This is a genomic window from Chryseobacterium arthrosphaerae (genome assembly GCF_001684965.1).
Lineage (GTDB): Bacteria > Bacteroidota > Bacteroidia > Flavobacteriales > Weeksellaceae > Chryseobacterium > Chryseobacterium arthrosphaerae.
On record NZ_MAYG01000023.1, the window covers coordinates 377,509 to 400,016 of the forward strand.

17 protein-coding genes are annotated in these 22,508 nt (G+C 37.6%); 13 read left to right on the plus strand and 4 right to left on the minus strand.

What is annotated here, in order from left to right; all coding sequences use genetic code 11:
• The first annotated feature begins 72 nt into the window (after positions 1–72).
• The 9 genes from BBI00_RS20895 (at position 73) to polA (ending at position 11,072) form a co-directional block, all read left to right on the plus strand.
• Entirely contained in the window at positions 73–627 is a 555-nt protein-coding gene (locus tag BBI00_RS20895; protein ID WP_228394806.1) for a YdcF family protein, read from the plus strand.
• Positions 628–993: 366 nt separating this feature from the next.
• Positions 994–1,407 (plus strand): type VI secretion system tube protein TssD, encoded by a 414-nt coding sequence (gene tssD / locus BBI00_RS20900; RefSeq protein WP_065400761.1) that lies wholly within the window; start codon positions 994–996, stop codon positions 1,405–1,407.
• A gap of 202 nt (positions 1,408–1,609) precedes the next feature.
• Positions 1,610–3,763 carry a type VI secretion system Vgr family protein gene (locus tag BBI00_RS20905; RefSeq protein WP_065400762.1) on the plus strand — a complete coding sequence of 718 codons (2,154 nt, stop codon included), beginning with the start codon at positions 1,610–1,612 and terminating at the stop codon, positions 3,761–3,763.
• A gap of 4 nt (positions 3,764–3,767) precedes the next feature.
• Positions 3,768–4,823 carry a LysM peptidoglycan-binding domain-containing protein gene (locus tag BBI00_RS20910; RefSeq protein WP_065400763.1) on the plus strand — a complete coding sequence of 352 codons (1,056 nt, stop codon included), beginning with the start codon at positions 3,768–3,770 and terminating at the stop codon, positions 4,821–4,823.
• Positions 4,823–5,947 (plus strand): PAAR-like protein, encoded by a 1,125-nt coding sequence (locus BBI00_RS20915; RefSeq protein ID WP_065400764.1) that lies wholly within the window; start codon positions 4,823–4,825, stop codon positions 5,945–5,947. Before BBI00_RS20910 ends, BBI00_RS20915 begins: the two co-directional genes overlap by 1 nt.
• Before the next feature lie 6 nt (positions 5,948–5,953).
• Positions 5,954–6,517: a hypothetical protein gene (locus BBI00_RS20920; protein ID WP_065400765.1), complete on the plus strand. Its 564-nt coding sequence runs from the start codon at positions 5,954–5,956 to the stop codon at positions 6,515–6,517.
• Positions 6,518–6,760: 243 nt separating this feature from the next.
• Positions 6,761–7,300 carry a hypothetical protein gene (locus BBI00_RS20925; RefSeq protein ID WP_083988605.1) on the plus strand — a complete coding sequence of 180 codons (540 nt, stop codon included), beginning with the start codon at positions 6,761–6,763 and terminating at the stop codon, positions 7,298–7,300.
• Between the two features lie 309 nt (positions 7,301–7,609).
• Positions 7,610–8,023, plus strand: a complete 414-nt coding sequence (gene tssD / locus BBI00_RS20930) for a type VI secretion system tube protein TssD (RefSeq protein ID WP_065400753.1) — start codon at positions 7,610–7,612, stop codon at positions 8,021–8,023.
• Between the two features lie 214 nt (positions 8,024–8,237).
• Positions 8,238–11,072 carry a DNA polymerase I gene (polA, locus tag BBI00_RS20935; RefSeq protein ID WP_065400766.1) on the plus strand — a complete coding sequence of 945 codons (2,835 nt, stop codon included), beginning with the start codon at positions 8,238–8,240 and terminating at the stop codon, positions 11,070–11,072.
• Positions 11,073–11,175: 103 nt separating this feature from the next.
• Here polA and BBI00_RS20940 read toward each other — a convergent pair whose 3' ends face one another.
• Together BBI00_RS20940 and BBI00_RS20945 are read right to left on the minus strand one after the other, a co-directional pair.
• Positions 11,176–11,922 carry a protein phosphatase 2C domain-containing protein gene (locus tag BBI00_RS20940; RefSeq protein WP_065400767.1) on the minus strand — a complete coding sequence of 249 codons (747 nt, stop codon included), beginning with the start codon at positions 11,920–11,922 and terminating at the stop codon, positions 11,176–11,178.
• A gap of 81 nt (positions 11,923–12,003) precedes the next feature.
• Complete coding sequence (locus BBI00_RS20945; RefSeq protein WP_065400768.1) at positions 12,004–12,402, minus strand: immunity 22 family protein; 399 nt, start codon at positions 12,400–12,402, stop codon at positions 12,004–12,006.
• A 178-nt stretch (positions 12,403–12,580) separates the two neighbouring features.
• Between BBI00_RS20945 and BBI00_RS20950 the strand changes: the two genes are divergently transcribed.
• Positions 12,581–13,228 carry an MgtC/SapB family protein gene (locus BBI00_RS20950; protein ID WP_065400769.1) on the plus strand — a complete coding sequence of 216 codons (648 nt, stop codon included), beginning with the start codon at positions 12,581–12,583 and terminating at the stop codon, positions 13,226–13,228.
• Positions 13,229–13,294: 66 nt separating this feature from the next.
• Here the strand turns inward: BBI00_RS20950 and BBI00_RS20955 are convergent, their stop codons facing one another.
• Positions 13,295–13,792, minus strand: coding sequence for a copper resistance protein NlpE (locus BBI00_RS20955; RefSeq protein ID WP_065400770.1), 498 nt, complete (start codon positions 13,790–13,792; stop codon positions 13,295–13,297).
• Positions 13,793–14,029: 237 nt separating this feature from the next.
• Between BBI00_RS20955 and BBI00_RS20960 the strand changes: the two genes are divergently transcribed.
• From BBI00_RS20960 to BBI00_RS20970, 3 genes are all read left to right on the plus strand, one after another.
• On the plus strand, positions 14,030–16,168 hold the full coding sequence (locus tag BBI00_RS20960) for a S46 family peptidase (RefSeq protein WP_083988607.1): 2,139 nt from the start codon (positions 14,030–14,032) through the stop codon (positions 16,166–16,168).
• A gap of 71 nt (positions 16,169–16,239) precedes the next feature.
• A complete protein-coding gene (locus BBI00_RS20965) occupies positions 16,240–17,241 on the plus strand; it encodes a polysaccharide deacetylase family protein (protein ID WP_065400771.1) in 1,002 nt (333 codons plus the stop codon).
• A complete protein-coding gene (locus BBI00_RS20970; protein WP_065400772.1) occupies positions 17,238–18,314 on the plus strand; it encodes a GNAT family N-acetyltransferase in 1,077 nt (358 codons plus the stop codon). The genes BBI00_RS20965 and BBI00_RS20970 overlap by 4 nt, the downstream gene beginning before the upstream one ends.
• A gap of 41 nt (positions 18,315–18,355) precedes the next feature.
• Here BBI00_RS20970 and BBI00_RS20975 read toward each other — a convergent pair whose 3' ends face one another.
• Complete coding sequence (locus tag BBI00_RS20975) at positions 18,356–21,223, minus strand: M16 family metallopeptidase (protein WP_065400773.1); 2,868 nt, start codon at positions 21,221–21,223, stop codon at positions 18,356–18,358.
• Positions 21,224–22,508: the final 1,285 nt, after the last annotated feature.

Consider the following 22,508-nt stretch of genomic DNA (forward strand, 5'->3'; position numbering starts at 1 on the left):
ATCCATATTATCCGTACAAAATAGTAGGATCTTCTTTTTTTAAGAAGGTCCTATTACATTCTATAAAGCTACATGATGAAAAATAAATTAAAATATATCTTCTTATTACCGGTTCTCTGGTTTTTTATTCACTGTGTTTATATCATAGCTGACGGATTGATTGACAGGCAGGGAAAAGCCGATGTAGCTGTAGTTTTGGGAAATAAAGTGAATGAAGACGGAACCTTATCGGATAGACTGGCAGCCCGGATGGATCAGAGTATTACATTATATACTTCAGGCCGGGTAAAAAAGATTCTCGTAAGCGGAGGGTTGGGCAAAGAAGGCTATTGGGAAGGAAACAAAATGGAGGAATATCTGGTGAAAAAAAATATTCCAAAAAAAGATATCATTGTAGATAATAATGGAAATAATACTGAAATGACCGTTAAGAATGCCATCAGAATATGTGATAGTCTGCATTTTAAAAAAGTAATTTCCGTTTCCCAGTATTACCACCAGACAAGAATTAAAAAGCTCTTCAAAAAATCTCAATTCCATGCTATTGAAAGTTCAAGCCCGCAATATTTTGAAATAAGAGATTTTTACTCAATTTTCAGAGAGTTTTTCGCGTACTATTTTGGGTAAGAGCTTTCTGATTTTTCAATTTTCAGGATTAAGCTACTCCATATTTTTTCAAACAACAGTTTATTTTTTTTGATTCAGCCATCTGTTAAAAGATTGCTAATTTTTATTAAAAATTATTAATATTTCTCTTTGGAGTGGAAAAATATAATAGTATTTGATTTTTTAATTTGTATTTAAGATTTTGATTTTCAGACTGTTGTATTTGTTTATTAAGTCAAATGTCGTAGAATTACGACAAGAAATCGTAGAACTACTACAATTTCTGAGATTTATAGTGAAAAGTTTTTTTTAGAAAAAAAGAGCCTCTATATTTGCTATACAATCACCGAATCACAAAATATTATTAACGATTAAAATTTACAAATCATGGCAGAAAGAAATTCGAGAGGAATCTTAAAATTCAACAACGGCGAAGGACAGAAATTATTAAAAATGAACTACAGCGTATCGAGATCTACAGATGTATCCGGACGTGTAGCATCAGATCCTTCCAATGCATTGATCAAAGTTACAGTAGAAGCTACTGAAAAATCAGACATTCTTGAAAGCTTACTGAACGGAAAATATAAGCCTACGGTAGGAGAAATTGTTTTCAACAAATCTCACGAAGAAGGAACACTGATCACCCTGAAATGGGAAAACGGATATGTGATCCAGCACGAAGTAGATTTCGACGCTATCGACAGCAACAGTATGCTGATCAGTTTCGTAATCAGTGCAGAAGGAATTGACTATGGAAACTCACGTTTCGATGGTTTATGGCCTTCGGCAGGTAAATAAGCCTATTCATCATCTTAGTAAAAATAAAATTGGTACAGAACAGCGGCTTGCAAGAGTATGCTGTTCTGTTTTTCCATGTACAGCGTACCGGGATTTAACCCAATTAATCATAGAATACTAAGATTTCAGCCTATATTTTTTTGATTCTGTGTGCTGTACTATCAGCAGTTTATTTAATAGTTAATTTTAAACACAAAACGCTATGTTTCAGGATGACAAAACAATTAAAGTAGAGAACCCGAAGACTACTGTAAAAGGCAGTAAGGAGAAGTTGAAGGATGCAGCCAAAGAAAATATTGCCCAAAAAACAGATGCAAAATTAAATAAAGCGGGAGATCATATAAAAAATACTGTAAAAACAGAACAACAGGGGGCAGATATGTTCATGAACCAGACTTTTGTTCCGAACAACCCGTCTATCGTTGAAAATAAAGTGTGGGCCAGGCAGCCTACCTCAAAAATACATAATGCCGAAGCAATCCCACAAAGTATTATCGCCGGTATCAACCGTGTGGTGAAGCTGGATATCGTGATTGAAGGGCAGATGATTAAGCATTTCAAGCATTTCAAACTGGTGCAGAGTGCGAGCAAACATCATGAATTTAATCTGACACTTGCCCATGATACTTTAGGAAGTGCTGAAAATCATAACCTGGAAAATGCTCAGAACTTTTTAGGAAAGAGAATTACAGTGGTCTTCAAATATAAGGATATTGATAAAGGAGCAGAACGAAACTTTGTAGGAGTTGTGACGGAAGTTGGTTTCAGTCAGGAAAAGGGAAGTCTTGGGAATATCGTTCTTAAAGGATACAGTCCCACTGTACTTCTGGATGCAGCTCCGCATATTCAGAGCTTTGGAGGAAGCCAGCCGGTCAGCCTGAACAGTATTGCAGATCATGTCATCAGAGAAGGCCTTGGACAAAATAAATTTGACTTCAGGGTAGATGCCCAGTATGGCAATGTTTCCTATAGCTCACAATACGAAGAAACCCATTATAACTACCTTGCCAGAATGGCGGAAGCTTACGGTGAGCAGTTTTACTATGACGGTGAAGTGCTGCATTTCGGAAAACTTCCCCCTCAGGAGAAACCTGTAAAACTTACTTATGGAAGCACCGTAAGTGATATTGCCATTAAAATGAGAGCACAGCATGTAAGCCCGACTTTTTATGGCTATAACAGCAGCAAAAATGAAAAGCTTACTGCCGGAAGTTCGAAAATAAACCATACCTCTGATATTGCCAGAAGGGCCTATGAAATCTCAGAAAAAACCTTTACTACACCTTCTTTGAGAGTTGCTCCCATCAAAGCTTCATCTTTTATGGATATCGATGCTTCTCAGAAAGGAACCGCAGGAAGTAAGGCCTCAGAAGTTTTTATCACTTCAGGAACTACAACAGTACCTTTCCTCTATCCTGGATGTACCGCTGATATTGAAATGCGTAAGGCAGACAGTAGTGATACATCTTACTTTACCAAATTGATGATTCTGGAAGTTACCCATGAAGTAGATGCAAGAGGATATTATGACGGTCAGTTTGAAGCAATTGCCGCCGATACAGGTTTTATCCCACGGCCGGAATTCGAAACCCCAAGAGCAGAAGCCCAGTTTGCCAAAGTAATTTCCAATACGGATCCTTTAAACCAGGGAAGAGTTCAGGTCCAGTTTGATTGGCAGAACGGCCCTGATATCTCAGAATTTATCCGTGTCATGTCACCTGATGCCGGAAGCAGTGATAAAGTCAATAAGAACCGTGGCTTCATGTCTGTACCGGAAGTAGGAGACCAGGTGATCGTCAACTTCGTACACCAGCATCCTGACCGCCCGTTTGTGATGGGGGGAATGTACCATGGAGGTATCGGAGGCGGTGGTGGTGCCGGAAATAATATTATGAGCTTAAGCAGTAAAAGCGGAAATATTATCCAGTTTCATGACGGATGCGGAATTGAGATTAAAGACCGAAGCGGAAATCATGTTACTTTGAGCGGAACAGGAAATATAGATACAAAAGTAAGTAACAACAGCAAAGAAGAGATCGGAAACGACAGTACAGTAAAAATTGGAAATAAAAGTACTGTTAATGTCACTTCAAAAAGTACCCATACTGTGGGAGAAGAGCAAAGTGTTCTTACAATGGGGAGTGATGGAGTTATTGATCTGAGTGGGAAAACTTCCGTTAAGATAAAAGTATCTGATACCAGTTATATTGAAATTACCAGTACCAAAATCATTATTGAAAGTGATATCATTGAAATAAAAGGAAAAACTTCCTCTACAATTACAGGAAGTGGAAGTGCAAAAGCTGTTTTTAATGGAAAAACTGTTGTCGAAGGAAAGCCTGTAGAAATAAATTAATGATATGGAGATTATTAGATATGATATAAAAAAAGGAGATACTTTAGAATCAATAGCAAATGATCATGACTTATCAGTTAAAGAGCTTATAAACTTCCATAATGATAATTGCGGTCTGACAAGCATGATTATTGGAAAAGAAATTCCGATACAGTTAAATTTTTTATTATTAGAAAAAAATAGGGAAAAAAGGATTGTAAATATTAATGATGAATATGAAGATACAGCAAGGTACAGATGCGAGCAAACTGTTATTACAAAACTTAATGGAATACCTACCAATACAGCTGATACAAAAAGAGAATATATTGTAAAAAAAAGAAAGATCAATAACATACCTGTTGTAGAAGTCAGTATAACGGATCAGATAGTAGTAATGAATCCTAACCAGTATCAGGATGCTGTTTTATTAGTGGCAGATCTGGATCGTATAAAATGTAATGGTGTTATTTTGGAAATCAATATTCAATCCGGTAATATTGAAAAGATTATTAATCATGATGATATCATAAAACATTGGCAGAAACATAAACATAAGCTTGAAGAAGGCTATTCATTTGTAAGAAACCCTAAAGCAGCCGAGGCGATCAGATCTTTTATAAATATGGCCGAAAAACAAATTATAAATCAAGAAACTCTGATTGAAGATCTAAAAACGAAAATGTTTTTTGATGCTTTTTTTGATAAGCATTTAGTGAATGCAGAGGATAAACTGGAGCCCTATAAAAGAAAGTTTTATTCTCAACTTTTTTTGGGAGAAATCATAGATTTGCATATTAAGCAGGATTTATTACGAGAAACTGAATCTAAAATTCTTATTAGAAAAGTGAGCTCAATTGGTAAAGAAATTCAGCACTCAGACCGGATTCAGAAACAGTATGAAGAAAAATATAAACCTGTAATACATTACAGATTTTCTGAGTATAATATCAGTTACAGGGAAAGGGTTGTCTATGATGAAGAACAGGAGTGGCTTGAGCACGCTGATATTACTGTTATCGAAGAGGTTAAAAACAATGTACAACTTTTGGTTAATTATAAATTACAAAAAATTGAATAATGGCAGATTCCTATATCATTCAAAGTGTAAATGTAGTTTGTACTAATATGCAGGTTCCTGGTCCACTTAAAATAGGGGTTTCCAGAAGTGAACCTAGTGTTTATAATACAAATAAGGCTCATTATTTTTTGACTGTTGATGACAAAAAAATAAGTGAAACTTTTAAATGTAAAATGGCAGCTAAAAAATGGGGTGGGCTTGCAATGCTATGTGCAGGTTTAGCAATAGGAGGCGCAATACTTCTTTGTGTTGCAACAGGAGGTCTTGCCGCACCTGCATTACTCGCAGTTGCTGTTGCAGCTACCTCTACAGCTGGTGTTGTAATTGGCGCAGTTGGTACTGTGGGGGCTCTGGCTTATGGATTTTACAGAGAGGCTCATGATTGTGATGCAACATTGGAATCAAAATGGGAGAACTTCCATACTAATGTAATGTTTGAGAAAAAAAACGCATTATTGAACAGTTCTTTCATGGCTTGCAGTGTTGGAGGTAAGATAACGCTTATTGTAGATGATGCTATTGCCAATGAGGCAGCAACATTTATCAGTAATAATAATGCGAAAGAAATTACAGCACAGGCACTCAGCAAATTTGGTGCGGGATTGATTGGCGGTTTAACAGGAGGAGCAAATATCCCGGGAATGTTGATCGCTATAGGATGTGATATAAAATTTGAGGATGGAGAAAACTCTACTTATGATATGGAGAAATTTCAATCCGAAGCTGTTGAAACTGGAATTGAAGAAGGGATCGGATTAGGTGCTGATGCCGTTGAAGAAGGTAGTGAAATGTATAAAATAACCCAGCATAACCAGGCTGTAACCCGTGAAATGACCCAATATAGTACAGATGCTATTAATGCAGGTATTGCAGGTGATGCTTCCCGTCAGGCAAGTCGTGAACTGGCTGCAGACATTGCTTCCCGTTCTTTTTTAGATTATAATTGGAAAGACGCTCTGAAGGGAGTAGGACTTGGTTTGGGAGGTGCTGTGGTAGGTTTTGCATTAGAGCAGTCGGTGAATGTGTATGAGAATAGTCTGCAGTCTGAGGCAATGCTAAAACAAAGAGAAATGGATAAAGCAGATAATAAAAACAATATTGGAGTTATTGCACATAGAAAATAATATTTTATGAAAAAAATGGGTTTCGTAATTGGTCTATTGATAGGTATACCTTTATTTATAATTCTTATTAATTTCTTGTTTTTCAGAGGAAATGATCCTTCAGAAAATGAAATAAACAGTTATATATCACACTCAAAAAAAGAAATGATCATCTTACCACAAAATGCTAAAACCGAGAATAAACAATATATTGCTGGCTTAAGCAGACGAGGCCGCCCATCTGCTTTTTTAAAGAAATATTATTTTTATGACAGCCGGCATAAAAAGTTTTTTGCTCTATTGATTTTTGATGGCTTTGACAAAAAATCTAATGATAGATGGTGGGTATTAGGAGATAATGAAGAAGGGGATAAAATCTCTGTGCAAATCAACCAAGATCAGCTTAATGATCCCAAATATGGTACTGAAAACAATCCTGTCCCTGTATTTCCAAGAGATATACACAATTTGAAGGGAGGTTTTACATCAGATCCTTTTCATGTTTCGGATCCTTTGAATTTTATATTTGTAGAGCAATATTTGAAATTTTTTATGCCCAAAGATGAGTTTGCAAAAATGTTTAAACAATGATTTAGTTTAATGAAAAAAAGGGTTATAGCTGGCTTATTAATCGGTATTTTACTCAAATCAAATAAATATATTATAACCTAAGTTATTAATACTGTATTTATTCCTAATACTACGCACTATATAAGAAATAGTATATACTTGGATCAAGCAGGTGAGCAAACTCTTCTGTATTTTTTATTTAATAGCATCAGCTTTGGAAGCGAAGCAGGAATAGCTTTATTTTTGGGGAATATTATGTATAGAATGAAAAAAAGAAAAGAGTTCATCTTCAAAAATGTTTTGCCCTTTCACATGATCTGGACAATATTCATCATCATCCCGTCCCTGGCTTTTTACGGAGCGTTATATTACTTTTTATTACATGGAGATTTCAATTTATCTTTTATAATCCTCTTTGCATTGCTGTACTTTGGAACCTGTTATGTACTATTGAAAGCACTTTCTGTAGAAGTTGCTATAGGATTTGATGAGCACTATCTTTATCTGAGAAAAGGAAAAAGGCTTCAGAAGTATGCTAAAGCTGATATTACAGGATTGTATGCCCATGATTATGAAACAGAAACACCGGAGCTGAAAAGCTCAAAAATCTACTTTACTTTCTCTCTGAAAAATAAGAAGAGTATCCATTTATATGACGTGGAGTATAAAAATCAATTTGAAGAAGAAAAAGGAGCCAAATTGAAAGAGTTTTTGAAAGAAATTCAGAGTGAACTGAAGTTTTCAAAGAGAGAAAGGAAAAATAATTATCAGAATATTTATTGGTACTCCGGTGATCAGCTTTAAACATCATTTGGAAGTCCCATCCTGTTCAGTTTAAAATCCAATAATAAGAGCTTTTTACTGCGCATATCTCTCCTGATGGTGGAATAATAGAGGTTCTGTTTCTGTTTTTAAATTGTTGTTAAATCGTTTATTATTAATTGTTTATATTTTGTTTTAAGTCCGGTGTCGTAGAATTACGACAAGAAATCGTAGAACTACTACAATTTTTCAGATTTCATGTCAAAAGCTTTTTTATCAGGATCAACCGTTTTATATTTGCTATATAATTATTGAACAACAAAATATTATTAACGATTAAAATTTACAATCATGGCAGAAAGAAACTCAAGAGGAATCTTAAAATTCAACAACGGCGAAGGACAGAAATTATTAAAAATGAACTACAGCGTATCGAGATCTACAGACGTATCCGGACGTGTAGCATCAGATCCTTCCAATGCATTGATCAAAGTTACAGTAGAAGCTACTGACAAATCAGACATCCTTGAAAGCTTACTGAACGGAAAATATAAGCCTACAGTAGGAGAAATCGTTTTCAACAAATCTCACGAAGAAGGAACACTGATCACCCTGAAATGGGAAAACGGATATGTGATTCAGCACGAAGTAGACTTCGACGCTATCGACAGCAACAGTATGCTGATCAGCTTCGTAATCAGTGCAGAAGGAATTGATTATGGAAACTCACGTTTCGATGGTTTATGGCCTGCAGCTGGTAAATAAACTATTTACACTTAAAAAAACTACCGGAACAGTATGCTCACAGAGTATACTGTTCTTTTTTATAATAATCTCCCAATATTGCCTCCCGATACCGAGGATATCCCGCAATCAATCTCCCGTACGCCGTGACTCCTCATACTTTCGCCGTTCCGAATCCCCTCCAAAACTAGCAACTTATCTTCCTATTTTCTTATATTTGTTCATTATAGATAATATGGACGCAACACAAGATAAAAGGCTGTTTCTCATCGATGCTTATGCGATGATTTTCAGAGGATATTACGCATTAATCAGGAATCCGAGATTGACCAGCAAAGGGCTGGACACCTCTGCCATTTTCGGTTTTACCAATTCTTTGATCGAATTGATCAGAAGAGAAAGACCAACCCATCTGGCAGTTGTTTTTGATGTAGGGCAGGCCAGTGTAAGAACAGATGATTTTTCAGATTACAAAGCCAACAGAAGTGAAACTCCTGAAGCCATCAAGATTGCTGTTCCATACATTCACAGGATCCTTGAAGCCATGCACATTCCGATTCTTGGAGTGGAAGGATATGAGGCGGATGATGTCATAGGAACGATTGCTTGTAAAGCGGAAAAAGAAGGCTATACCACTTTTATGGTGACACCGGATAAAGACTTTGCTCAATTGGTGACAGACAAAATCAAAATTTATAAACCGGGCTTAAAGGGTGGTGATATAGAAATTCTGGGCGTAGAAGAGGTAAAGGCAAAATATGAGATCGAAGATCCTAAGCAGGTCATAGACTTCCTTGCTATGATGGGAGATGCGGTGGATAATATTCCCGGTTTGGAAGGAGTAGGAGAAAAAACAGCAATGAAGTTCCTTAAAGAATTCGGAAGTATAGAAAACTTACTCGCCAATACAGATAAGCTGAAAGGAAAGCTGAAGGAAAAAGTAGAAGCTTCCGCAGAACGCGGTATCTTATCCAAAAAATTAGCAACCATTATCTGTGATGCACCGGTAGAATTCCACCAGGAGCAATACGATCTTGAAACTCCGGACTTTGAAAAAGTAAAAGAGGTCTTTGATGAAATAGAATTCAGAAGACTCTACGAAAACCTGTACAGAGCTTTTGCTCCGGCTGCCACAGAAACCGTTATCGTAAGTGAAGTAGAAGTGAAGCAGACTCCGGCGGGAACAGAAGTAAAAGGACAGGTAATGCAGCTTGATCTTTTTGCCAACTTCGAAGAACTGGATCAGGCTACCTCTACAAAATCTACCATTGAACAGAATGATCATCTGTACCAGTTCATCAACAATCCAAAGGCCCAGAAAAAACTGGTTGATAACCTTCTGAAGCAGAGAGCGGTCTGTTTTGATACAGAAACAACCTCACTCAATGAGCTTGAAGCAGAGCTTGTAGGAATGAGTTTCTCCTACAAAAAAGGACTTGCCTATTACATTCCTTTGTCTGAAGACAGAAGCGAAGTTTTACAGACACTGGAAATTTTCAGACCGTTTTTCGAAAAGGAAGACCTGCTGAAAATCGCTCATAATCTGAAATTCGATTATAAAATATTAAAGCAGTATGACATCACCGTAAAAGGTGCCATGTTTGATACAATGATTGCCCATTACCTGCTGAATCCGGATGGAAGACACGGTATGGATTACCTTTCAGAAGTATACCTGAACTATAAACCGGTATCTATAGAAACCATCATCGGAAAGAAAGGAAAAAAACAAGGGAATTTCAGAGACGCAGACCTGAGAACCCAGACCGATTATGCTGCAGAAGATGCAGATATAACCTTCCAGCTGTATGAATTGTTTGCTCCGCAGCTGAAAAAAGAAAACCTGGAAGACCTTTTCTTCAATATAGAAATGCCTCTGATGGAAGTGCTGGCAAAAATGGAGCTGGCAGGAATATCGCTGGATGAAAAATGGCTGGCTCAGGAAAGTATTGATCTTGAAAATGACCTGAAGCAGCTGGAAGCCACTATTTTTGAACTTTCCGGAGAAGAATTCAATATGAACTCTCCAAAGCAACTGGGAGAAATCCTGTTTGAGAAGATGCAGCTGGATCCAAAAGCTAAAAAAACGAAAACAGGCCAATATGCTACCTCAGAAGATGTACTTCAGAAACTGGCATCCAAACATGAGATCATCAAGCATATCCTGGAATACAGAACCTACCAGAAGCTGAAATCTACCTATGTGGATGCTTTACCTTCACAGATCGATAAAGAAGACAACAGGGTACACACCAATTTCTCACAGACGACAGCCGCTACGGGACGTCTGGCAAGTGTAAACCCGAATCTGCAGAATATTCCGATCAGAACACTGAGAGGCCAGCAGATCCGTGGAGCCTTTGTTTCAGGAGAAGGAAAGAAAATTATCTCTGCCGATTATTCCCAGATAGAACTTCGCCTTATTGCAGAGATCTCGGGTGAGGAAAATATGATCAAAGCCTTCCAGGATGGGGAAGACATTCACGCTTCTACTGCAGCCAAACTCTTTAAAATTCCTTTAGAAGAAGTTTCTAAAACACAGAGAAGCCAGGCCAAAACAGTAAATTTTGGAATTATCTACGGACAGGGAGCTTTTGCTTTGGCAGAGCAGACCGGATTATCCCGTACAGAAGCCAAACAAATGATCGAAGCCTATTTTGAAACCTATCCGAAGCTGAAAGAATATATGGCAGAACAGGTAAATAAAGCACGGCAGATAGGATATGTGGAAACCATCCTTGGCAGGAAACGCCACTTAAAAGATATCAATTCCAATAATTTTGTTGTAAGAGGCCATGCCGAACGAAATGCTGTCAACGCCCCGGTTCAGGGAAGTGCTGCAGATATTGTAAAGATTGCCATGATTAAAATCGACAGAGAACTTGAAGAACAGCAGCTGAAAACCAAAATGTTACTTCAGGTACATGACGAACTGGTCTTTGAAGCCCCGGCTGATGAAATTGAAGCCGCTTCAAAATTAATTAAAACAGAAATGGAAAATGCTTTAAAAACACAGGTCCCGTTACTGGTAGAAATAGGAGTGGGAGACAACTGGCTGGAAGCTCATTAATCATAAGAACATTATCAAAATAAAAAAACAGGCTGCCTTATATGAAGCAGCCTGTTTTTATTTTTACCCAATAATGTACTAATAAAATGTAGCGGCAAGAAGATTAAATATCTTGTTTTTTTATTAACCGTATTATCGCAAGATCATCTGTGGGCTTTACTCCGTATTGATGTTCTAAGGTCTTGATTTTCTTGTTAAGCATTTCTTCAGTATTATCATCAGACGGAGTGATCATTAAATATTCCATACAATTGACGATTCCATCAAAGTCTGTTTTTTTTATTTTTGAAAAAGAAAGGATTCCATCGGTGGCTATAGATATATCCTCCATGCGGTCGAAAAAAATTTTCTGTTGTAGTGAGTCATACCAATGGTCAAAATCTTCATGAAGATGATAAGCTAAATAATCAGGTTTATTATCACGGTCAAATTCAGTGATTTTCCCATTAATACAAACAACACCGTCACCAATTGCTAAAACGATTCCTTTATCAGCTGTTCTATTGTAAATTAGAATGATTAAAGTTGTTAATAGTTCTTTCTCATTCAGCATTAGATGATTCTTAATAAACAGGAGTTCTTTGAATACGCTTCTCACAATCTCTTTAAGTTCTTCTTCTACATTACGCTGAACCTCTTTCTCATATAATTCTTTATAACCTGCTTCAACAATTGCTTTTCGTAAAATTTTAGCAAAAAGTGTCGAGGCAAAATGACTGTCCATAGCAGTTGAGCAGCCGTCCATTACTGCACAAACGATTTTATCAGCATTGATTTTTTTAATCAGAAGATCGTCTTCACAATGAAGAGTATGATAATCACCGATTTGTAATGAGGAATATGTTTTCATGAATTTTGTGAGAAACCTGATGAAATTTCGGCTTTTAGATAAGAAACATTGCTATAATAGGAATGAACTGAAGTTCAGATTTTAAGTATTGAATTCAATTTCCCCCATATAGTAAAGCTTGTTTTCTTCCCCATCCACAGAAACCGGGTTAGGAATAGCAAATCTGCTGGCGAAAATAATGGCATTGACCGGAGTGTCCAGATTCATTTCATTAAGTCTGCTTTCAAGAACCGGAAGCCATTCGTCTGCATAGGAATATTCAGAAAATTTCTCGTAAAGTCCCAGATTTTCATCTTCAAAACCATATTCCATAAAATCATCATCAAACCACTTGATCCCCTGTGATTCTGCAAATTTTGAAACATACTGGTCTTCAGTTTCTTCGTCTATATAATAATTTTCATCCTCTTCTACGAAACTGTAAAAGTCCTCTTCATCTTTAAAATACCCTAACCAGAAGTGTGAAATTTCTTTATCCATTGGAAAATATATTGAATGTTTATGTTTATTGATACCCCTGTATCATGTAATTGAGACTGTAATATTACGAAAGTTTTTCAGTCAAATAAAATCTTCTTATCCCCAAACAGCGTTGGATGACTGAATTTACGGATAAAATTTTTTATTGTAATTTTATTCTGTGTTTAAATTATAAAAAATGGATTTTCTTCAGGACCATTACCTTGTAAAAAATGAATTACTGCTCATCCTTATTTCCGTCATACTGGGGCTGTTTATTGGTGCTGAGCGGGAGTACCGTAATAAGTCTGCAGGGCTGAGGACTTTTATTCTCGTTTGTTTTGGCGCCTGTCTGTTTACAATCCTTTCCATCAAAATAGGTGTGGAGAATCCGGACCGTCTTGCAGCCAATATTATTACCGGGATCGGTTTTTTGGGAGCGGGAGTGATTTTTAAAGGAGACAATAAAATTGAAGGAATCACCACTGCAACTACCATCTGGGCAACCGCTTCAATAGGAATGGCTGTAGGCTCAGGCTATGTATACTTTTCCCTGCTGGGAACCGCTTTGGTGCTTATTGTTTTAAGCGCTTTAACGTATCTTCAGAATTTTATAGACAACTATAATAAAGTAAGGGAATACAGAATTACGATTATCAGTTCGGGAGATATCAGATATTGTGAGAATATCTTCAAAGAACACCATTTAAAATATCTGATGATTAAGCAGCTGTACTCTCAGGGAAGTCTTACTGTTGTCTGGCGGCTGACGGGTAAGAATACTCATCATGAAGAAGTCATCAGACGGCTTGTAGATGACCCGAAAATTACAGCTTATCAGTTTTAAACAGATGATCCCAATCTGTTACATTTAACTTTACTGCAAAAAAATAAAGGCCGAAGCCTTTATTTCCTATTTTTTCTTGAATACATACAGATCCTTGTTGGGACCGGTGATTTCTTTTCCGTCCATATCCAGTTGGATCAGCATGCCTTCACCTACTTTGTATTTGTAATTGGCAGTTTTACCTTTTAAAGTAATAATACTTCCTGTAGCATCCCAGGTAAAAGATCCTTTGTCTTCATTTTTTGATTTTCTGTCGATATACTCTTCAGTAATGCTGAAGGTTTTATCATTGTTTAATGTCAGTGAAGTCTTGATTCCCGGGCAGTCGGCGCAAGGAACTGTAGCTTCATAAGTACCGTTCCAGTCTAATGCATTTTCAGAAGTATCCCCCTGTGCACTCGTTACTGCCTGTGTACTGTCAGTTGCAGTGGGTTGCGCAGTAGCGGTAGAATCTGCTACAACATCTGCCGGCTCACCTACCTGTCCGTCTTTTTTGTCTTTTGTACAGGAAGCAAGGAATAAGGCAGCTCCAATTCCAAGGATAAGCATTTTGTTTTTCATCATAATAAATAATTTAAGGATGTTTTTATTAAGTACCTAGCAATACGCAAAAATCGAGCCAGAGGGTGGGGGAGTAATGAGTAATGAGTGGCGGATTTCGGGTTACTACTTATAGGGCTCCGGTTTTAATTCAGATCTCTTTTCATCAGTTGGGCAAAAAAATCCCCATCAGTAACTTTTCCACCCGTTTTATGAAGTCTATTCCTATTTTTCTTCGTAAATTGGGGCAAAATTTTGATTATGACAAAAAAGATACTTTTATCTGTATTTCTTTTGCCAGCTGCAATGGCATTTGCACAACAATATGGAGGAATGTGGATTCCTACAGAGCTGAATGAAAAGGAAATGAAGGATTTGGGAATGAAGATTTCCGCTAAAGATATTTTCAACCCTCAAAAACCAAGCATAAAGGATGCGGTAGTACAGTTTAACGGTGGATGTACCGCAGAGATCATCTCTCCTAAAGGATTGCTGCTGACCAATCACCACTGTGGATATGGCCAGATTCAGGCACACTCTACAGTACAGAATGACCTTCTGTCTAATGGTTTCTGGGCTAAAAATATGCAGGGAGAACTTCCTAATCCGGGAGTAAAAGTAGATTTTATCGTAGATATAAAAGAAGTAACAGATCAGATTTTAGAAGGAACGGATAACCTTACGGAGCCTGAGCTTACTAAAAAGATCAATAACAATATCGAGGTTTATAAAAACTCTCAGAAAATAGAATCTTACCAGTCAATCATGGTAAAACCTATGTACTATGGAAACAAGTACTATGCTTACACGATCGAAACTTATAAAGATATCCGTCTTGTAGGGGCACCGCCTCAAAGCATCGGGAAATTCGGTAGCGATACAGATAACTGGGTTTGGCCAAGACATACGGGAGATTTCTCAATGTTCAGAATCTATGCAGATAAAAACAACAGACCTGCAGAGTACTCAAAAGATAATGTGCCTTACGTTCCAAAGCACTACCTTCCGGTTTCTATCAAAGATAAGAATGAAAATGACTTTACATTTGTATTCGGATTCCCTGGAAGAACCACGGAATATCTTCCGGCAATAGCAGTAGAAAAGATCATGAAAGAAATTGATCCTGCCAGAATTGCCGTACGTGATGTTGCTTTGAAAACTCTGGACGAAAAAATGCGTGTGGATAATGAGACACGTATCAAATATGCTTCAAAATATGCCTCAGTAGCCAATTACTGGAAAAAATGGATCGGCGAAGTGGAAGGATTGAAAAAATCCAATGCTGTTGAGAAAAAAGTAATGTATGAAGGATCCCTGGTAGCTAAAAATCCTGAGATCAAAACAACTTTGGATCAGCTGAACAAATACTACAACGAGCAGGCTCCTTATGCTTTAAACAATGCATATTATACCGAAGTGGTAAGAAATGCAGAGACTTTGAAGCTGGCAGGTGATTATTATGATTTTGTAGCAGCTGTGGAAGCAGGCAGAATGGATGAAAAGGAGCTTGGCAAATTAAAAACAAAGTTAACCTCATTCTATAAAGATTACAGTGCAGAGCTTGATGCAAAGGTAACAGCTAAGTTATTGGCTTTATATGTGAATAAAACTGCACCACAGTTTTTACCGGCAGGTTTCGGTAAATACAAAGATGAGGCTGCCAATATGCCTTTGATGGAGGATATGTCTAAGAACTCTATCATTACAGGAAGAACTGCTGTAAACGGAGCTGCTTTGAATGCTGATATTGATAAAGCTTTTTCCAATCAGGATAAGTTGATCAAAACCTTGAAAAAAGATCCTGTGTATCAGCTGTACGTTTCTATGAAAGAAGGATATATGAAAACTGCTGATCCGCAATACACTGCTCTTCAGACCAAAATTGATGCTTTGCAGAAAAAATTTATGGCACAGCAGATGGCAACTGATAAAGACAGAAAATTCTTCCCGGATGCCAATTCTACCCTTCGTGTAACCTATGGAAAAGTGAAAGGTTCTACACCGAGAGACGCTGTTTCTTACGGTTACCAGACCCACCTGGCAGGAGTAATGGAGAAATATGTTCCTGGAGATTACGAATTTGATGTTCCTAAAAAGCTGATCGATCTTTATAACAAAAAAGATTTCGGAATCTATAAAGATAAAACGGGAGATGTTCCGGTAGGATTTACTGCTACCAACCACACTACAGGAGGGAACTCGGGAAGTCCGGCTCTTGATGCCAACGGAAACCTGGTAGGTCTTAACTTCGACAGACAGTGGGAAGGTACAATGAGTGATATCAATTACGACCCCCGTTTCAGCAGAAACATCATGGTAGATACAAAATACATCCTTTTCATCGTTGAAAAATTTGCCGATTCCAAATGGCTTGTAGATGAAATGAAAGTGATAAAATAATTTATAAAAGTTATACCTTTAAGAATCTATTTGAATTGAGTTTTGAATAGATTCTTTTTTATTTTTAAGAGATGAAAGATAGGATCATCAACGTATTGACCGCCTTTGAAACAGATAATATCGGGAAATCTTTTCCGTTGGAGTATTGCCTGCCACTTTATCACTCGGTTTCGGATCAGGAGCTGCCCCATATCAGGCATGTGATCCGGTATAAAAATACCAGGCAGTTTGAAGATGATCTTGATTATATTTCGAAATACTTTCAGTTTGTAGACTGGCAGGAGTTTAAAGACTTTACTTCCGGAAACTTCAGATCAGGAAAAAAAATAGCTTTGCTCACTTTTGATGACGGCTTCAGGGAATTTTATGATACGGTAGCGCCTATATTGGAGCGTAAAGGAATTTATGCCTGCAACTTTATAAATCCCGCTTTTATTGACAATAAAGACATGATGTTCAGGTGTAAAGCCAGCCTGCTTATTGATCTTCTGGAGAAAAAGAGCATCGTAAATCCCGAAATAGCTCATATTCTGTCTCTTCAGAATAATAGTTCGGCAGAAGCTATTCGACAAAGGATTTTAAAGGTTACTTATCAGGAAAAACATATTTTGGATCTTCTTGCTGAAAAACTTGAATTTGATTTTAAAGCTTATTCGAGAGAATTCAGACCTTATTTAAGTACTGAAGAATTAAAAATACTTACGGATAAAGGATTCGGGATCGCATCCCATAGCTGGGATCATCCGAAATACGGGGAGCTTTCTCTGAAAGAACAGATGGAAACTACCCATCAGACTTTTGTGTATTTAAAAGAAAATGGATTCCTGTATGAAACCTTTGCCTTTCCGTTCACTGATTTCCAGGTAAAACAGGATTTCTTCGAAGAACTTTTTAAAAATAAAGAAATCTATTGTAGTTTTGGATGTGCCGGGGTAAAGCTGGACAGTGTAAGGAAAAATTTCCAGAGAATACCAATGGAAATGGGGGAGACTGGTGAAACCATACTGAAAAAAGAAATCGCCTACTTCAGACTGAAAAAACTGATGAATAAAAATACCATTATAAGAAAATGATACAGCTGAAAACATTCAACAGGAAAGAACTGGAAGACTTTGTGCTGTCCGGTGCTTTTCAGCAGTACGATTTTCTTCCGGTTACAAAACACCGTGCCTTATCCCAGATCAGAAATCCAAAGGCATCAGATGAAGATACACTCCTTATTCTTGCCTTCTCTGAAGATAAACTGGCAGGCTATGTAGGATGCTTCCCGGACTGTTTTAATGTAAATGGTAAAAAGATCAGCTACGCATGGCTCAGTACTTTATATGTAAACCCTGCGTTCAGAAAAGAAAGGCCTGCCAAAAAATTGCTGAAGAAAGTTTTTGAAGATTACGAAGGGAGAATTGCCATCACGGAATTTACCAGAGAAGCAGAAGCCCTTTATAATATTATGGGTGTTTTTGATTATGCCTTTCCGAAAGAAGGAAAACGGTATTACTTCAGGACCGATGCTGCAAAAATGATCCCTGAGAAAAAACCGGGCACAGAAAAACTGAAACCTCTTTTCAATTTGATGGATGCAGCAGCCAACTCTTTAATTTCAATTAAAAATATTACAACAGAAAAACCGGATTTTCATTATGAAATTCTTGACCGTATTGATCCGGAAAGTGTTGATTTTATAGCTGAATTCCCTGGTCAGCGTGATGCAGAAGCCATCAACACGTTCATAGACAATCCGTGGGTTCTGGAAGGGACAAAAGACAACAGATATCTTTTCTCGAGTTTTGCTGAGGTCTTTCAGTACTTTTGGGTAAAGATTTACGATGAAAATAACAAGCTTGATACATGCTTATTATTACAGCTTCGTGACGGATATCTTAAAATTCCCTACCTTTTTTCAAATTCTGAACCGGATAAAGCAGTCCGTTTTTTAAATTACTTCATTGTTACAAATAAGGTGAAAGCTTTCACCAGCTATCAGACCGGGCTTAATAATGCTATAGAAAAATCCAAAGCGTTCCCTGAAATCTATAAACGTGATTTTAAAAGAGAATACCTTTTTCACAGGCAGCTGTTACAAAGCCTGCCGGAGAATTTTGATCCCCGGTACCAGGATGGTGACGGAGATTGCATGATGACATAAACTTATAAAAAAACGCCTGAACTGATCAGGCGTTTTTTATTCTAGTGTCCGAAAATATCTTTCAGATCTACTTCTTTGAAGGTTCCCATTTTTTGGACCGCTTCCATATTCAGATTTTCTTTCTTTCCGATAATGGCCGTATTGAACCGGACGGATTTGATTTCCGTTTCATAAAATTGTCTGATATCTTCAAACGTCAGCTTCTGGATCTGTTCATAAATATCTTTTCTGAAATCGTGGTAGATATTCAGTTTCTTTAATCGTAAAGTATTGAAGAATATATTATTTCTGGTAACTCTGGTGGAAGCGATCTGTTTCAGAGCAGCATTTCTGGCATTCTCAAACTGAATGGTCACTTCCGGAAGCTCGTTCATCAGCTCATTCAGAGTATCCACGGCAATCATCAGCTTGTCGGGCTGCGTCCCAATGTAGGTGGTGATATAGTCAGGATGCTTCAGTTCCGCATTGGCTGCATAAGAAACATAAGCGGAGTAGGCAAGGCTCTTACTTTCACGCATTTCCTGAAAGACAATCGAAGACAATCCTCTGCCGAAATATTCATTAAAGACGTTGATCATTCCAAAATGCTGGGGATTCACCTCGTTTCCTTTTCCTATCTTACTCATTTCCATCTGAACCATATCGTAAGTGGTAAAATAAACATGGCCTCCCGTAGCCGGCTCAGGATATTGTTTAGGTTCAGGAATACTGAGGCTTTCCGTTTCGATATACTGACCGATGTAACCTTTAAAATTTTCAAAATCTTTTCCATAGAAAAATACCTGATAAGGGTATTTGAAAAGCCTTTTCATTCTGTCGGTAAAAACTTCAGGCTGGCTGCTTTCAAGCTCTTCTTTGGAAATCACGTCCGTAAAACGTGAGGTACTGCCCAATTTTGTATAATTAGTCAGGGCAGTCATGATGCGGTTTTTATCTTTTTTCATGGCCTGACGGTTCTCCAGGACAGTTCCTACAAACTGGTTGTAGATGTTCTGATCCGGCTGTACAGCGTGCATCCAGTGTTGCAGAAGAGCAATTCCTTTCTCTATGTTTTCTTCCAGCCCGCTCAGGGAAATCAGCAGCTGGTCATTGCTGGTTTTAAAATCATTGCTGATCCCGATTTTAAAGAATTCCTTTTTCAGATCCTCAGGAGAAAGACTGTCTGTGCCAAGATATTGTAACAGTTGGGTAGATATTCCTAAATCCCTGTCATGATCACTTCCGAAAGGGAAAATAAAATGTACCTGCGCAATATCGTTGTACTTGTTTCTTACAAAACTTAGCTTCTTTCCTTTAATTTCATCAGTTGTGATTTCCTTCTGATAGTCGATGAATTCAGGCTTTATATCTTCAGTGACATCCGATAAAATCTCCTTTAAAAACTCAGACTGGGCATCACGGTTGATCTTTACAGGAGTAATACCAGGATTTTCAACCCGTAGAAGCCTGTCATTGATTCCTTTTTCCTTATTAACGACAACATAATTGTCTTTGAAAAAAGTATTGGCAAAATGGATGATATCTTCCTTAGTAAAGCTGGCATACTCATCCATTTCATTCAGTTCCTCTTCCCAGGTTCTTCCTTTTATATAAGAATCATAAAGAGTTGTAGCCAGTCCCTCTGCTGTTTCCAGGCCTTTCATTCTCTGAAGTTTAAAATCATTGATGATCGCAGGAAGCATCCAGTCCGGGAAATCCCCTTTTTTGATCAGTTCAATCTCTTCCAGAACCATCTGCTTTGCTTCTTCCAGGGTTTGAGTTTCCTTAGGAACAGCAACAATAGAAAAATAACCGTACTGTTTAAGCCCTACAGAAAAAGCCTGTGCCCAAAGCATTTTTTGAGTCTGGTTAATATGAAGGTCTAATAAACCGGCTTCTCCTCTGTTACTGAGGATATTGGCAACCACGTCAGCCAGCATAGCTTCTTTTGTACCGTAGCTATCTGTTCTCCATGCCAGCTGAACCCGTGGAGTGGTAGGACTTTTTACCGTTCTTTCTACAATTTCTGTAATAGGCTTTTCTATAACAGGCGTCTTTTTGGGAAGCTCTTTATAAGGTAACACTCCAAAATACTGATCTACGAGCTGAATAGTCTCTTCAAAATCAAGATCCCCAACAAGAACCATTGCATAATTATTAGGAACATAATATTCATCAAAATATTTATGGATAGCCTTCATGGAAGGATTTTTCAAATGTTCCGGCTTCCCGAGGGTTGTTTGCTGGCCGTTAGGATGGGTTGGGAAAAGCGCATCCATCAGTTCGTAGCTTACAAGTCGGGTATCATTATCCTGTGCCCTGTTGAATTCCTCATAAACAGACTCCAGTTCCGTATGGAAAAGCCGGAGGGTCATTTCGGAGAATCTTTCTTTCTCTATTTTCAGCCATTTTTCAAGCTCATTGTTCGGGATATTATTTTTATATACCGTTTCGTCAAACCAGGTGTGGGCATTGGTTCCGGTAGCTCCCAGGGAAGAGATGGCCTTGTCATATTCATTGGCGATGGCATATTGGCTGGCTTCCTGGGATACTTCATCGATCTTTTTATAGATGGCCTTTTTCTTTTCAGGATCCTGTTCCGCTTTATGATCTTCGTAGAGGGCAGAAATCTGGTCCAGAAGTTCTTTTTCCTTTTCCCAGTTTTGAGTTCCGATCCTGGAAGTTCCTTTAAACATCATGTGTTCCAGGTAATGGGCTAATCCTGTATTGTCGGCCGGATCATTATTGCTTCCCGTTCTTACCGGAATAAAAGTCTGAATTCTGGGTGCGTCAAAATTTTGGGCAAGGAAAACCTTAAGCCCGTTTTTTAAAGTATAAATTCTGACTCTGTTCTCATCGTGGGTTATGGTGATATATTCGTAATTGTTGGGGTCAGTGTGAACTGTTTCTTTATATTTTCTGTCAATCATATAGTAAACTCATTTCATTCCATAACATCCGGAATGTGTTACAAATGTAAGCAATCAAAAAAATGTTTTCTGCTTTTTTATAACGATTACGTCTGTTATGATGATTGGAAAAACAATAAAAGTCCTGTATTAAGGACTATCCTGCAGTATTTATTTTTTATGATTTTTTTGAGTGGTACGAAAATAAAAAATTTTGTTTTCAGGAGCTTCATCCTGCTATCCACTCATACTCCTCACGCCTTTGGCTTCCAGGCATCAATCCGGCAGCTTTCCAGCCTATGCTGCGGGGTAACCGTTTCTATCAGGGTTAGGGGAGGAGGTGTTGTAATAAGTAATAAGTAATAAGTAATAAGTAATAAGTAATAAGTAATAAGTAATAAGTAATAAGTAATAAGGCATACAATATTCAATAGGAACGGGCTTTAGCCCGTTCTTATAAAAAAGCTCCCATCCATTGGCTTTAGCCCAAACTTAAAAACACTTAAAAACACTTAAAAACACAAATCACCACACGCAAAGTATATCCACTCCCTTTGTCATGCTGCAGGCATCCCAACCCAGTTTTCACATAACCAAAAACTAATATAATATAAATAGAACTTCCGCAGCTATCTCTCATTACCCATCTTATATATACTCCAACCCCCTTTCAGTCCCTTATTTTCCCTCCAACTCTCTCCCTCTCTCACCCTCCCACCCCTTCCTCAAACATTTGTTTAAAATTTTTCTACCTCCCTGTCAGCCGTTTAGCGAAAAAACCTACCGGAATATGAAATTTATGTTAAATAAACTTGTTTTGCTTTATTATAAGTTGTTATCTTTGCCCCACTGAAAAACGAAAGACATTCAGTAAGCGCAGAAGAGCTTTTAGATAAGCAGAAACGATATACTTTTCAAGAGAGACAGGCGAAAAAAAAACTTTTAATTTTTATCAGATAAAAGTTGCGGGTTAAAATAAAGTTTGTATCTTTGCAGTCCCAATTAAGGGAGCGCAGGAGAGTAGAAAGATTGAGGTTTGGGAAGGAATTAAGGTTACTTAAAAAACTTTAAAATTTTCTTCAGAAACATTTGGTCAAATCAAAATAAAGTTTTACTTTTGCACTCGCAAATACGGAGCGACACTGACAGAAAAGATTGCTACGTTAAAAAGCGGAAGATATAAAGATCATTGACATACAATATAACAACCAAGTAAGGAAAAACTAAAGCGTTAAAAACTTTGAGTGAGTCAGACAAACATACAATGGAGAGTTTGATCCTGGCTCAGGATGAACGCTAGCGGGAG

Excerpts from the sequence above, each read along its gene's own strand:
- BBI00_RS20895 (WP_228394806.1), top strand. The coding sequence starts at position 73 with ATGATGAAAAATAAATTAAAATATATCTTCTTATTACCGGTTCTCTGG.
- BBI00_RS20905 (WP_065400762.1), top strand. The coding sequence starts at position 1,610 with ATGTTTCAGGATGACAAAACAATTAAAGTAGAGAACCCGAAGACTACT.
- BBI00_RS20970 (WP_065400772.1), top strand. The coding sequence starts at position 17,238 with ATGATACAGCTGAAAACATTCAACAGGAAAGAACTGGAAGACTTTGTG.
- BBI00_RS20960 (WP_083988607.1), top strand. The coding sequence starts at position 14,030 with ATGACAAAAAAGATACTTTTATCTGTATTTCTTTTGCCAGCTGCAATG.
- BBI00_RS20945 (WP_065400768.1), bottom strand. The coding sequence starts at position 12,402 with ATGGATAAAGAAATTTCACACTTCTGGTTAGGGTATTTTAAAGATGAA.
- BBI00_RS20925 (WP_083988605.1), top strand. The coding sequence starts at position 6,761 with ATGAAAAAAAGAAAAGAGTTCATCTTCAAAAATGTTTTGCCCTTTCAC.
- BBI00_RS20920 (WP_065400765.1), top strand. The coding sequence starts at position 5,954 with ATGAAAAAAATGGGTTTCGTAATTGGTCTATTGATAGGTATACCTTTA.
- BBI00_RS20910 (WP_065400763.1), top strand. The coding sequence starts at position 3,768 with ATGGAGATTATTAGATATGATATAAAAAAAGGAGATACTTTAGAATCA.
- BBI00_RS20965 (WP_065400771.1), top strand. The coding sequence starts at position 16,240 with ATGAAAGATAGGATCATCAACGTATTGACCGCCTTTGAAACAGATAAT.
- BBI00_RS20915 (WP_065400764.1), top strand. The coding sequence starts at position 4,823 with ATGGCAGATTCCTATATCATTCAAAGTGTAAATGTAGTTTGTACTAAT.
- BBI00_RS20955 (WP_065400770.1), bottom strand. The coding sequence starts at position 13,792 with ATGATGAAAAACAAAATGCTTATCCTTGGAATTGGAGCTGCCTTATTC.
- BBI00_RS20940 (WP_065400767.1), bottom strand. The coding sequence starts at position 11,922 with ATGAAAACATATTCCTCATTACAAATCGGTGATTATCATACTCTTCAT.
- polA (WP_065400766.1), top strand. The coding sequence starts at position 8,238 with ATGGACGCAACACAAGATAAAAGGCTGTTTCTCATCGATGCTTATGCG.
- tssD (WP_065400753.1), top strand. The coding sequence starts at position 7,610 with ATGGCAGAAAGAAACTCAAGAGGAATCTTAAAATTCAACAACGGCGAA.
- BBI00_RS20950 (WP_065400769.1), top strand. The coding sequence starts at position 12,581 with ATGGATTTTCTTCAGGACCATTACCTTGTAAAAAATGAATTACTGCTC.
- tssD (WP_065400761.1), top strand. The coding sequence starts at position 994 with ATGGCAGAAAGAAATTCGAGAGGAATCTTAAAATTCAACAACGGCGAA.
- BBI00_RS20975 (WP_065400773.1), bottom strand. The coding sequence starts at position 21,223 with ATGATTGACAGAAAATATAAAGAAACAGTTCACACTGACCCCAACAAT.